Below are 11,268 nucleotides of genomic sequence, written 5' to 3'. Positions count from 1 at the left end.
CCCATCTACATAATTATGTTTCCTCAATTTTACCAAAACCATCTAGAAAAACAACTCAAACCGACAGAGTACCATACGCTCAAAGCTCTGGTATATCTGTTGCAGAGCCATAAACTTGCGTAGTATTGAATTATTGGCTTCAATAGGCCTTATCCGATTCAATTTGAGAGTCGGAGGCGTAGCCTACAAAGATTTCTGAAATTAGACTCCCTGAACATAGAAAGCCTATGGTTTCCACTTGTTAAAGAAAATTTACAAGCTAAATTTAACAAATCTCAACCTTTGAAACTTGGGATCGATAGAACGCAGTGGCGAGCGCATAATGTATTTATGGTTAGCCTAATTTGGGAAAAACGAAGTATCCCCTTATACTGGCGATTGCTAGACAAAAGAGGATGTAGTAATATTGACGAACAAAAAGCTCTACTCACTCCTGTGTTAGAGTTGCTATCAGATTATGAAGTGATTGTGTTAGGCGATCGGGAATTTGGTAGTGTCAAGCTCGCATCGTGGCTCTGTGAGAGACAAGTAAAGTTTATTTTTAGAGTCAAACAAGGGCGCTATATCCAGGAGGAGAACTCTGATTACATTCGCTTATCTGACAGGGGTTTAGTGCCGGGAACAAGCTTTTATTTAGTCGAAACAAAATTTACCAAACAAAAAGGTTTTGGGAATTTTGATCTCGCTGGTTATTGGCGACGAAAATATCGAGGAAAACAAGAAGATGTTGCGTTGGTATCTTTTGACTAATGTCGGCAGTTTAAAACAATCGATCGATACTTTCAAATGTCGCAGTGGGATTGAAGCGATGTTTAAAGATTGTAAAACTGGTGGTTATAATGAGCGAGAGAAGTCACGCTAATAACCAACGATTAAGCAGTTTAATATTATTGAGAGCGCTCGCCTACAGTTGTGCGATAATACAAGGTCAAAAAATCAAGAAAATGGGAGTGCAAAAATATGTAGGTCGGGTAACAGAGTGCGGGCGCTCGATACGTCGTCATAGTAGTTTTTGGATAGGATTGTACGGTCAATCTTGGGTAATTGGCAGGGAATGTTGTCAAGATATTATTACTGAATTAATGAGAATTAGGCGCAATAAACTACCGTTTTTTCAGAGGGGTCTAAGGGCTATGTCCTTTATTTTATCAATGTTTTGACGGGGTTGTCACCCCGTCAAAGGCAGTACCCAAATTGTTTTGAGTCAATGCCCATTGTTCGGGATAATCCTCGCGGGTATAGACTTCTGATGCTTCCCGATAACAGGCGATCGCCTCTTCTATATTCTTTGCCCTGACTCCTTCTATTCTGTCACTATAGGCATTCCCCAAATTGTTTTGAGTCATTGCCCACTTTTCGGGATAAGCCTCGCGGGTATAGACATCTAAAGCTAGCAGATAACAGGCGATCGCCTCTTTAATATTCTCTGCCCTGACTCCTTCTATTCTCTCACTATAAGCCATCCCCAAATTGTTTTGAACCCCTGCCCATTGTTCGGGATAATCCTCGCGGGTATGGACTTTTAATGCTTCCCGATAACAGGCGATCGCCCCTTCAATATTTTCTGCCCTGACTCCTTTTATTCTCTCACTATAGGTAAGGGCCAAATTATTTTGAACCGTTGCCCATCGTTCGGGATAATCCTCGCGGGTATAGACTTCTGATGCTGCGCTATAACAAGCAATACCTATTTCTAAATTCCAGGCCCGCCGCCCCATGGGAAACTTATTAATTAAGTAGCCAAACTTGCCAATAACTGCTGCGATGGATGCAGCTTGTTCTGAGGCAACTTCTGTGAATTTTGATGTAGTCCAAGCTTGTAATATTTGAGCAAATTGCAAATCCAATTTATCGAAATTTAGTTGTAAAATAGGATAGACAACTTGAGGATTCCCACCACTTTTTATCATTGCCAGCACCACCTCCATCAAGAATTTTAAATAATCTGTATGAGAATTTGCACGGGCAATAAAGTTAGCCAATTGTGCCGCTAGATTTTGCAACCAAGCTGCCTTGGGGTTGCCCTCTGCTGCCATCTTCTCCGCTTCCGCTGCCATGACTTGCACAAAATTGGCATCAACTAAGTCTCGATTGGCGTTAATAATATCATTTACTGTACCGCTAGGGCACTCAAGCACGGCTTGAATCAGTTCCAGATAGGCGACGATGCGTTGTTCGTCCATTAGAGTTTCCCTTTATTCTGTATATATATCGATCGGCAATTTGGGGGAGAATTATGCAGATTCCTGAAAAATTCTAGATATTTGTCTTGGGAATGTTGTAGCGGCGGGTTCACCAACCATCAGCGCCAAAAACAAACAAACTCAAAAACCCGCCCCCACCCAACGAGAAATCTCATGTACATCCTTCCCATTTTGTAGACGCGGGTTCACCAACCATCAGCGCCAAAAACAAACAATTTCAAAAACCCGCCCCCACCCCATGCAAAAAAACCAAAAACGCAATATTTTAATTGTTTTTTCGTAGAGATGGCGGGGATGGGGCGGGTTTTTTAGATTGTTGATTTTTATCAGATATGGTTAGTGAACCCGCCCCTACAAGTCATGGAAATTTATCCAGATTTATGGGAGATTGCCGATTTATGACAAGGCAAAATCATCACCATCTCCCCAAATCTCAGCTAACTTCTCCAACAAATCTTCAGCAATCAGATTCAGTTCCGCTTTCACATCCTCGTCAATATCTGAAGCTTTCTCAACAGGTGAAGATTTATCACGAGAGAAAGATATATCTCTATTTCCCAAACCTCCACTGCTAGAACCACTTCCCGCTAAAGCCTTCCCCCCTTCATATCCCCAGTCAGATTTCTCACTACTGTGCAAAACTTTATTCAAAATTGCCACAATTTCAGAAATAGATTTGTTTTGCAATTTATCCCGAACTTGTGCTTGTACGGGGTCATCTTCTTCCAAATCAGATAGCAACTCTTCAATTTCACCTTGCAACAGCGGAATTGCCAACTCAATCCGATCCAAATAATCCCACAATTCCTCAACTGGTTTGAGATTAGTTAGAGAAATTTCTTCCGTTTCCTCCAGAATTTCCACAGCCGGAATAAAGCCCAAAAGTTTCACCTTATCGAAAGGTTCGGCAAACCCAACAGCGATATAAGCAATGCGATTTTCCCGCACTTCCGGCAGAGAAATCGCCGATTCTCCGAGCTGAACCGGACAGCATTCTATCTTGCCAATCCCCGGCAAAACCAAATCGCCCACATCCACAACCGCCCGCCTTGCTGGATTCCAACTATCACCGCTATCAATATCGGTTTCCATTTCCATCCATTCCAAGAAATAGTTAACCGCCCAAACCGCCAGGGTATTGAAATAAACCCGCTTGCCTTTTTGCGGATTAGCTTGCTCTGAAGCAAATTGCAGAGCCAAATTGCGGGCAGTTGGCTCCAGAGGAATTTCTAACAAATAAGTATCTCTGCTATTCACCATTATTCCTCGGGTTGATATCCAAACTTAAGTGCAATCTCTTTGACGAGAGCCAAACCTGTTCTTTTCCAGTGAGAGTTGAGAGTTTGATAGTCAATGTTTAACTCTCTGGCAATTTTAGACAATTTATCTGGAGGGTCTTGCAACAGCAATCGCAGTGCCAGTACGTGAGAATTGGCATCCGGTCGAGGGCGGCGATTTTCGGGATTATTTGGCTTCTTCTTATCTATTTTTTCATTGGGATAACTGTTTCGCAGTTCTCCCATCGGATCGTCTTCAATACACTGCCATAGTTTGCGGCCGATGCGCTGCTTATTTTGAGCTTGTTCTCTCTCGATGAGTTGCTCAATTCCATTTTTAGTGGTATGGTCTATCGGTTCTTGAGCCTCAAATTTTTCACCTCGGTTGCTCGTAATCGGAGCATCAAAACTAACACTAAAAATCTGTTGCTGCATCCGGCGATATTGCTCATAGACTTTGTTCTTGAGAGTTTTATTGAACCGCTGAACCACTCGGGTTCGCAACACATCAGCAGCGAGATTGTCGAGGTCAATTCCCCTCAAAAATGCCGAAAGCGTTTTGAGAAAACCGCAATAAGCTTCCTGCATCATTTCCTCTAAATCAATATTAGGATAAGGATGCTTGCGAATTCCGGGCAAATGGGGAATGAGTTGGCACAATTGATTTTTGAGTCTTTCTTGTTCCTTACTACCCTCTTGCGAGTCTTTCAAGAGTTGTAGAAGTTGGCGTAACTGTTCGTCGGTGTTCACAGGCACGTTCGGATGACATCGAGATAATTCGGTTCTCCCAGGGAAAATAGCGCTGTAACCTGCCAGCAATAACAAAGTCAAGGAAATCGGTTTGAGTTCCCAACCCGTGGGTGGAAGCAACAAGTTGAAACTTGCGGCTACAGGAACTAAACCTGCTAAGGGTTCGACGGGGGTATCATGTCTCGTCATAGTCCAGTTTTTGCGTGTTAATACTCTGATATCGCAGGTTTTAGCGGCTTTATGCAGAATTGAGCAAAAATTTTTCGTAAAGGCAATGGGATAAGGACTGAAGTCCTTACTACGAAATTCATCCGGTGTAAAATTAGCAATTATAGGGACTTCTCCATTGCGCTTTTGAAGAGATATCGCAGGAGTGACCCAGTTTATGCACATTCCAAAAATAAATCATATCAAACCCTATTGATAGCAAAGGATGTGATATGAAGCGAATTCTATTAGCGCGGATTTGGTATAACGCAGTTTCTACAATTTGTCGATCGACCTTTTGGCTTTATCTGCCAGATTTTTCACCGCATTTTTAGCATCTTCTGCTGCGTGGCGGGCGGCAGCTTCGGCTTGTTTGGCTTTGCCTTCAACCTGGTCTTTTCTGTTGCCGGTGATATTACCGAAAATTTCCTGAGCTTTGCCTTCTAAATTTTTGCCGATCGCCTTAGCTCTGTCTTCTGTACTCATAATAAGCTCCGTTTGGCAAGTTCCTTTAGTAACATTGTAAAATCAACTCGCCTGCAAGTGCCTTTAACTTCATATTAATTTATATTCTGCTTGACCTCGGTTTTCTTCTGATGACTTACTGCGCGCAAATTCCTCCCTCAAAAAGCGAAGGATTCCTTTTTTTTACAAATGTATACGTCGGCAATATTCGTCCTAAAAAACTATTTCAAACTCGCCGCAGCAACTTTAATCGGTTCCAGTAATTCTAACGGCAAATGCAGCATATTCAATTGGGTGCTATCTGCCGCTTTCCTTTCCGGATCGGGGCCGTGATAATCGCTGCCACCAGTTGCCAGCAAACCGTAATGAAGACACAAATCTTTCAACTTTTGGATTTGGCTAGAACTGTGGCTGGGATGGTATACTTCAACTCCCATTAAACCAGCATCTACTAATTCTTTTAAGACTTCCTCAACAGCGCCGCCGCGAAATAAATAAGGGTGAGCCCAAACTGGTACTGCGCCGCAACTCTTCAGTAAATCAATGCCTTCGACGATCGAAAATTTCTCGTAATGCACATAAGCCGGGCCGTCATCTCCCAGCCAGCGATCGAATGCTTCCCGCGATGATTTCGCGTGACCCGCTTTTACAAGTGCAGAGGCAATATGAGGTCTTCCCGGTGCCATTCCTGGGGATGTTTTTGGCAGTTCGATCGCGTATCCCATTGCTGCTAATTTTTCGACCATTTCCTGTGATCGGCGAAACCTTCCTTCCAGGCGATCGTTCAAAGGAACTCGCAACTTATTCGCATCGGGATAAAAACCTAAAATGTGCAGCGATCGGCCGTTGTGAACGGTGCTGAGTTCGAGTCCGGGGACTATTTCGATACCGTGCAAAGCAGCGGCGGCGAAGGCTTCATCCCAACCCGACATCGTATCGTGATCCGTGACGGCCAAGGCGCGAACCCCCGAGGACGCGGCGGCAGCTACGAGTTCGGCAGGGGTGAGAGTGCCGTCGGAATAAGTAGTGTGACAGTGGAGCTCTAGCATTTTTTCTGGTAAGTTAAAGTCTGTAAAACCTGCAATTATTCCCCTCACTCATGTGAGATATATCCTCATACAATTTTAGATTTTAGATTTTAGCTTTTAGATTGGGAATGAGTGATGCTATCAGGGCTTCGATCTTGTCTACAGGTGCATTTTTTTCGGAACAGGTTTCACTGTCAGCAACATTTTTTCCTCGTTATTTGTAATAACTTGTTGCGCCTTTAATTGGTACATTTATGCTTCTTCAAACTCTGCATGACATGGGTATTCAACCCGCCTTTTCAGTTGAATTTAGATGCAGAGTACCTTAACTATTTCTTGATTTCTCGCATTGGGTGAAGGACACCCTCTGGCAATTTGGAAGGAATCGGCGATATTTCAATACTTTGTATGTTGTGAACTGGGATAACTACCAGTTTATCTGCCAATTCGAGAATTATCGGGTCTGCTGTCAACATTTTGTGCAGGCGAGTGCCTAAAGTTGCTTGCTCTCCTACTGTTCCCTCTGGCGCAATGAACTGGAAGTGTTGCTGTTTGCCGTTGGTATAGTGGATTGTCAGATCGATAACTCTTTCTTGGTTGGTTGCTTGCATAATTTTTTTCCCTAACAGTCGATCGGGACTTCACAAAATTAACAATAAATCAAAACTGGCGATCGCACCGCCGCTGGAAAGCTCGTTGGAAAGCTCGTTGGAAAGCTTTTGACCAAACCAGGCTGTCGGTACGAAAGTCCGGTTACTGCTAATTTTATCACAAAAACTGTACTGAAAGTTGCCAACTTACCCAGTATAGAATTGCCAGTTGCACTGTCTTCGCTCCCCAATGCGCGAGCTCCTTCGCCAGCAATATTTGGTCGATCGGGCTTTCTTCTATGCCAGTTGGCAAAGTGGCTCAATTTAGCCTCTCTAGCGACTTGACTCAAAGCGCTCTCAAGTCATACAGCAGAAGCCTTTGAGCGCTTTGGTTGTCAAGGTGTTTCCAGGTGGGAACTGTGGAGGTTGAGATAGCGGCATTCTGCTTTCACTGCCGGCGAGTAATTTTTTATAGATTAATAACATAACATTCAGGTACAGCTTATGAAATCCACACTTTGTTTTCCCGAAACTTCTCTTCAGTCTAACGCAGTTACTGTTAACAATAGTGTTATGGAATCTTGTATTGTTGCAGCTTGGATTGACTTAGTAGGAGGAGATTTTGAGAGCTTGGGAGGAGATGATTGGCTTCCCTTGTGCGGCGACATTGATGACGGCGAAATTTATCGGGAATGGTTTTTGTGGGAAGACAGCGAAGTGACTCAAGAGTGGGAAGCTTACGATCCCATTACTAATTATCGAGTGGTGGCATCAAGCCGAGAAATGATGATTTCTAAAATCAACCAAATAGAAGATGCCAGAAAAATTTAGTTGATATGGAGAATGTTAAATCTTGATTTTCCACTTTAATAATAATTCTGTAAACACACCCGGTTTCTCCCAACCACACTCAAGAAACCGGGTTGTTCCGACCACAACTCTAGGGTTGGGTTGAGTTCCACTCGCCCAACAGAATAATTTAGGTCGCTACTGCTTTTTGTTTTTCTCGTTCTAACTTGCGCTGCTTCAAGGCTGCAAGATTTTGTTTAATCGTGTCGAGGGCAAATCCAGCCCCCTGCTGTTGGTATAATTCGCTGGCACGGATAAAATCTGCAACAGCCTCGTCATCCGATCGCAAATTCGCAACAGCCAATGCACGATTGTGGTAAGCTTCTGCTAAAGTTGAAACTTGTTCTAAAGCGCTGGTAAATTTATCTTTTGCTTTGCGGTACTTTCCTGACTGATAAGCCTCAATTCCTTGTTGAAAATAAACGGAAGCTTTACTGCCGTTGTCGGTATCTGGAAATTCTGGGTAAGTTAAAATTGGTTCTTTAAAGAGTACAGAAATGCTGCCCTTGCCGAAGTAAGCCCAAGTCATTGTTCCCAACCCAATTCCCAGCACGAGGGCAATAATGACAGACAGAGCAATAAAATTGGTGAGTTCCATAGAGCAATATTTGTTGTATTATAATATGATAAGATAATTTATAAGTTCTGGAACAATGGCTGCGCGGATTGACCTCAACTGGAAATGGTTTTTCGGATCGCTAGCTTTAGTATTGTCGATCGGCTTAATTACTGCAACTGCAAGTTCTGACGCAGCAACCAACGCGCAAACTCAAGCAGGGTGGCAATTGTTGCAGCGGGGGGAGACGGGGTTGGTGGTAGCAATGCGACACGCGATCGCCCCAGGTACGGGAGATCCTGCTAACTTTAAGTTGGGTGACTGTTCCACCCAGCGCAATTTATCAGCACAGGGAAGAACCCAAGCCAAGCAAATTGGAGCAGAATTTCGCAACCGCAACATCAAAGTTGCCAGAGTTTTATCGAGTCAGTGGTGTAGGTGTTTGGAAACAGCAAAACTGATAAATATAGGTAAAGTCGAACCGTTCCCAGCGCTGAACTCGTTCTTTAGCGACAGCAGCACAGAAGCCAGACAAACAGCGACCATCCGCAAATTAATTGTTGACAACCGCAACACTAAAGGCGCGGTTATTATGGTAACTCATCAAGTAAATATTACCGCTATCACTGATATTGTACCGCAAAGCGGCGAAGCTGTGATTCTCAAAAGCGATCGACAAGGTAAAATCCAAATAGTCGGACGAATTGGAGGATTTTAAATAGATAGAAAGTTATAATATTGTTAATTTCCCATTACCAATTCCCCATTCCCAATTTATATGAGTTTCCAATACAGCGCCGCCCTAGTGACTTTAGCCGACCTTGATAAGGAAGTTCTCGTTAAATTTTACAAAAAATTTCTAGACATAGAACCAACCCCTTATATTCCCGATACTTATGCTGAATTTCAACTCCCAGGCTTAAGACTCGGCATATTCAAACCCAAAGATTCCCACAAATCGGAATTTGCAAATCGAGCAAAAACAGGCATGAGTCTATGTTTGGAAGTCAGCGATCTCGAAACTGCGATCGCCAGAATTTGGGCTTTAGGTTATCCGCCCAGCGGAGAAATTATCAAAGCTTCTCACGGTCTAGAAATCTATGCCTTCGATCCTGCCGGCAACCGCATAATTTTACATCAATCCAATCAGCCGTAGAGACTGTAGAGAAGACTGGGCGATTTCAATCACTACTACACTTGCTTTTCGTCCGAACTCAGAGTGGCTAATAAATCAAGGGGATATTTAAGGCGGACTGGGTATAAAACCAGCACTGACCATTCAAAACTCAAAACTCAAAACGACCTTAACTATCTCATCAGTTCAGCAAAACTATAAAAACTGATAATTAATAACAATAATGCTGTCAGATGAGTTAGTTGAAATTGAGGCCGTGGGCCGAGGGATTCCCGCACCAAAATTGAAAAAGACGAACCAATTATATAACTCAGAGACAGCGTTAAATACTGCCACTGTAATGTTACACTCCACAGCCCGAGCAAAATCATCGCCAAAGTTAACATTACCAGCTCAACAAAGCGAGGCGGATTGTGCTGAGTAGACAGAATCAAAGTGTCCAACCAATATTGCCAAGGTCTCATGTTTTAGCGATCAAGCTTTTGGATTTAGCCTTCTAGCTTAACCTATGATCGCCATTCTGTTTGTTGCTGCAAACACCTTAAAGCCTCCGCCGTCTCAACCTGCGGAAATTGCCCATAAAAGCGGCTGACACTGTAAAAAGGGTGAGGAGTCTCCAGGACGATCACCTTATCGCCCATTCCGGCCAAAAATCCCATCAAATCTGCCGGGGCGACAGGCGCGCAAATCCACAAAGCCATCGGTTGCTGCGACTGCAAAGCCTTAGCCGCCACAGCCATCGTCATCCCCGTAGCAATGCCGTCATCTACCAAAATCGCCAAAGCCCCAGCCGCGCTGATATTTGGGCGTCCAGGAGACAAATCTGCCAGCAGAGATTGAGCATTATTTTGAGCCCGGGGCAGGGCTGATTTTTGCAAGCGTAAATTGTGCTGCTTTTGCTTTTCCCAGAGGACGTGACCGTCAGCAGTTGCAGCCCCGATCGCCAATTCTAAATTATCTGGGCGAGTAATTTTCTTGGCGACAACCACATCCAAAGGACAGCCCAAGCGGCGCGCAATCGGCACAGCAACAGGCAAACCCCCCCGCGGCAAGGCGTAAACAATCGGTTTCACCGCCTTCTGTGTCGTTAAATTCAACTTGCCGAGCTCGCCCAGAACTGCCTCGGCCAGTTTTTCGCCAGCATCGGCGCGATCGTCAAAAAACGGGTTAGAGAACATATTTTTGCCTGTACGAGCTCAACCAAAAAATTGGAGATTGTGCCTGTGTTAATTGGAGATTGTGCGTGAAGCGTAGCTATCCCGTAGGGAATCGACAGCATCCCATACAAGCACCTAGCCAATCTCAAATCACCAAACCCGATCTAAACTATAAACTCTAGACTCCAAAATCTCTCCCTAATTGTAAAATGTATGTCCAGCGACTTGCAACTCAGCCTTTTTGACAACAATCAAAGTGCCACTTTCCAAACAGACTCAATACCAGCAAATGCCAAAATTCCCATCCCTCCCGGCACTTATCAAAATATGGAACAAATCGGCGAGCACTGCAACCGCTGCTACCGCTGCGAATTGGGCAATACGCGCACTCACGCTGTCATCGGGCGCGGCAATCCTCAAGCCTCAATTTTGATTGTGGGAGAAGCGCCCGGACAAAACGAAGATGAAACCGGATTGCCCTTCGTCGGGCGATCGGGCCAACTGTTAGATAAGATTTTAGAATCCGTGGGATTGAGTGCAGAAACCGACGTATTCATTGCCAACGTCATCAAATGTCGCCCTCCCAACAACCGCCCTCCGACAGCAAAAGAAATCGAAGCTTGCAAACCTTACTTGCTCGAACAAATTCGCATCTTAGACCCCAAAATTATTTTATTAACCGGTGCAACAGCCCTCAAAGGTTTGCTAAGCGACAAGCGGCCAATTAGTAAAATTAGAGGTCAATGGATTGAATGGGAAAATCGTTTGTGTATGCCAATTTTTCACCCGTCTTACTTGCTGCGAAATCCTTCCCGTGAACCGGAGACACCAAAATGGTTTATGTGGCAAGATATGCAGGCAATAAAAGCCAAATTAGATGAATTTCAAACAGTAAGTTAAAGAGAACATGATAAATCTCGCTTTTACCCGAGTCTCGATCCCCCTAAATCCCCCTTAAAAAGGGGAACTTTGATGCTCACTCTTGTCTCCCCCTTTTTAAGGGGGGCTAGGGGTGATCGAGGGTCTAATCGTCTAATCATAGCTGGTTGG

The 11,268-nt window shown here is 44.1% G+C and carries 14 protein-coding genes and 1 pseudogene; 5 read left to right on the top strand and 10 right to left on the bottom strand.

Annotated elements, in window-relative coordinates:
- Positions 1-15 precede the first annotated feature (15 nt).
- A pseudogene (locus tag D0A34_17090) lies at positions 16-1,160 on the top strand (IS4 family transposase).
- Here the strand turns inward: D0A34_17090 and D0A34_17085 are convergent.
- The 7 genes from D0A34_17085 to D0A34_17055 form a co-directional block, all read right to left on the bottom strand.
- Positions 1,149-2,183, bottom strand: coding sequence for a tetratricopeptide repeat protein (locus D0A34_17085; GenBank protein UNU20359.1), 1,035 nt, complete (start codon positions 2,181-2,183; stop codon positions 1,149-1,151). The pseudogene D0A34_17090 and the gene D0A34_17085 overlap by 12 nt on opposite strands.
- Before the next feature lie 417 nt (positions 2,184-2,600).
- Positions 2,601-3,464 carry a DUF1822 family protein gene (locus D0A34_17080; GenBank protein ID UNU20358.1) on the bottom strand — a complete coding sequence of 288 codons (864 nt, stop codon included), beginning with the start codon at positions 3,462-3,464 and terminating at the stop codon, positions 2,601-2,603.
- The gene (locus tag D0A34_17075) at positions 3,464-4,420 is read right to left on the bottom strand and encodes a hypothetical protein (protein ID UNU22344.1); all 957 of its coding nucleotides are present in this window, start codon (positions 4,418-4,420) and stop codon (positions 3,464-3,466) included. The genes D0A34_17080 and D0A34_17075 overlap by 1 nt, the downstream gene beginning before the upstream one ends.
- Before the next feature lie 294 nt (positions 4,421-4,714).
- Positions 4,715-4,924, bottom strand: a complete 210-nt coding sequence (locus D0A34_17070; protein ID UNU20357.1) for a CsbD family protein — start codon at positions 4,922-4,924, stop codon at positions 4,715-4,717.
- Positions 4,925-5,124: 200 nt separating this feature from the next.
- Positions 5,125-5,952 (bottom strand): PHP domain-containing protein, encoded by an 828-nt coding sequence (locus D0A34_17065; GenBank protein UNU22343.1) that lies wholly within the window; start codon positions 5,950-5,952, stop codon positions 5,125-5,127.
- Positions 5,953-6,260: 308 nt separating this feature from the next.
- The gene (locus D0A34_17060; GenBank protein UNU20356.1) at positions 6,261-6,542 is read right to left on the bottom strand and encodes a hypothetical protein; all 282 of its coding nucleotides are present in this window, start codon (positions 6,540-6,542) and stop codon (positions 6,261-6,263) included.
- Positions 6,543-6,580: 38 nt separating this feature from the next.
- On the bottom strand, positions 6,581-6,871 hold the full coding sequence (locus tag D0A34_17055) for a hypothetical protein (protein UNU20355.1): 291 nt from the start codon (positions 6,869-6,871) through the stop codon (positions 6,581-6,583).
- 154 nt (positions 6,872-7,025) lie between these two features.
- On the opposite strand from D0A34_17055, the gene D0A34_17050 reads away from it, so the two are divergent.
- Positions 7,026-7,352 (top strand): hypothetical protein, encoded by a 327-nt coding sequence (locus D0A34_17050; protein UNU20354.1) that lies wholly within the window; start codon positions 7,026-7,028, stop codon positions 7,350-7,352.
- A gap of 148 nt (positions 7,353-7,500) precedes the next feature.
- Here D0A34_17050 and D0A34_17045 read toward each other — a convergent pair whose 3' ends face one another.
- The gene (locus tag D0A34_17045) at positions 7,501-7,968 is read right to left on the bottom strand and encodes a hypothetical protein (GenBank protein UNU20353.1); all 468 of its coding nucleotides are present in this window, start codon (positions 7,966-7,968) and stop codon (positions 7,501-7,503) included.
- Positions 7,969-8,023: 55 nt separating this feature from the next.
- Here D0A34_17045 and D0A34_17040 point away from each other — a divergent pair, with 55 nt between their 5' ends.
- Entirely contained in the window at positions 8,024-8,644 is a 621-nt protein-coding gene (locus D0A34_17040; GenBank protein UNU20352.1) for a histidine phosphatase family protein, read from the top strand.
- A 60-nt stretch (positions 8,645-8,704) separates the two neighbouring features.
- Complete coding sequence (locus tag D0A34_17035; protein ID UNU20351.1) at positions 8,705-9,082, top strand: VOC family protein; 378 nt, start codon at positions 8,705-8,707, stop codon at positions 9,080-9,082.
- A gap of 152 nt (positions 9,083-9,234) precedes the next feature.
- Here D0A34_17035 and D0A34_17030 read toward each other — a convergent pair whose 3' ends face one another.
- The gene (locus D0A34_17030; GenBank protein UNU20350.1) at positions 9,235-9,525 is read right to left on the bottom strand and encodes a hypothetical protein; all 291 of its coding nucleotides are present in this window, start codon (positions 9,523-9,525) and stop codon (positions 9,235-9,237) included.
- Between the two features lie 42 nt (positions 9,526-9,567).
- Complete coding sequence (locus D0A34_17025; protein UNU20349.1) at positions 9,568-10,239, bottom strand: phosphoribosyltransferase; 672 nt, start codon at positions 10,237-10,239, stop codon at positions 9,568-9,570.
- Positions 10,240-10,431: 192 nt separating this feature from the next.
- Between D0A34_17025 and D0A34_17020 the strand changes: the two genes are divergently transcribed.
- Positions 10,432-11,118, top strand: coding sequence for a uracil-DNA glycosylase (locus D0A34_17020; protein ID UNU20348.1), 687 nt, complete (start codon positions 10,432-10,434; stop codon positions 11,116-11,118).
- Positions 11,119-11,268: the final 150 nt, after the last annotated feature.

It is taken from the genome of Microcoleus vaginatus PCC 9802 (assembly GCA_022701275.1).
GTDB classification, from domain to species: Bacteria; Cyanobacteriota; Cyanobacteriia; order Cyanobacteriales; family Microcoleaceae; genus Microcoleus; species Microcoleus vaginatus_A.
This window is presented reverse-complemented; position numbering and strand designations above follow the sequence as displayed.

What these genes read in the sequence shown, in the direction of transcription:
- D0A34_17050 (UNU20354.1), top strand. Translation starts at nt 7,026, where the DNA reads ATGAAATCCACACTTTGTTTTCCCGAAACTTCTCTTCAGTCTAACGCA.
- D0A34_17085 (UNU20359.1), bottom strand. Translation starts at nt 2,183, where the DNA reads ATGGACGAACAACGCATCGTCGCCTATCTGGAACTGATTCAAGCCGTG.
- D0A34_17075 (UNU22344.1), bottom strand. Translation starts at nt 4,420, where the DNA reads ATGACGAGACATGATACCCCCGTCGAACCCTTAGCAGGTTTAGTTCCT.
- D0A34_17020 (UNU20348.1), top strand. Translation starts at nt 10,432, where the DNA reads ATGTCCAGCGACTTGCAACTCAGCCTTTTTGACAACAATCAAAGTGCC.
- D0A34_17065 (UNU22343.1), bottom strand. Translation starts at nt 5,952, where the DNA reads ATGCTAGAGCTCCACTGTCACACTACTTATTCCGACGGCACTCTCACC.
- D0A34_17080 (UNU20358.1), bottom strand. Translation starts at nt 3,464, where the DNA reads ATGGTGAATAGCAGAGATACTTATTTGTTAGAAATTCCTCTGGAGCCA.
- D0A34_17060 (UNU20356.1), bottom strand. Translation starts at nt 6,542, where the DNA reads ATGCAAGCAACCAACCAAGAAAGAGTTATCGATCTGACAATCCACTAT.
- D0A34_17035 (UNU20351.1), top strand. Translation starts at nt 8,705, where the DNA reads ATGAGTTTCCAATACAGCGCCGCCCTAGTGACTTTAGCCGACCTTGAT.
- D0A34_17045 (UNU20353.1), bottom strand. Translation starts at nt 7,968, where the DNA reads ATGGAACTCACCAATTTTATTGCTCTGTCTGTCATTATTGCCCTCGTG.
- D0A34_17025 (UNU20349.1), bottom strand. Translation starts at nt 10,239, where the DNA reads ATGTTCTCTAACCCGTTTTTTGACGATCGCGCCGATGCTGGCGAAAAA.
- D0A34_17040 (UNU20352.1), top strand. Translation starts at nt 8,024, where the DNA reads ATGGCTGCGCGGATTGACCTCAACTGGAAATGGTTTTTCGGATCGCTA.
- D0A34_17030 (UNU20350.1), bottom strand. Translation starts at nt 9,525, where the DNA reads ATGAGACCTTGGCAATATTGGTTGGACACTTTGATTCTGTCTACTCAG.
- D0A34_17070 (UNU20357.1), bottom strand. Translation starts at nt 4,924, where the DNA reads ATGAGTACAGAAGACAGAGCTAAGGCGATCGGCAAAAATTTAGAAGGC.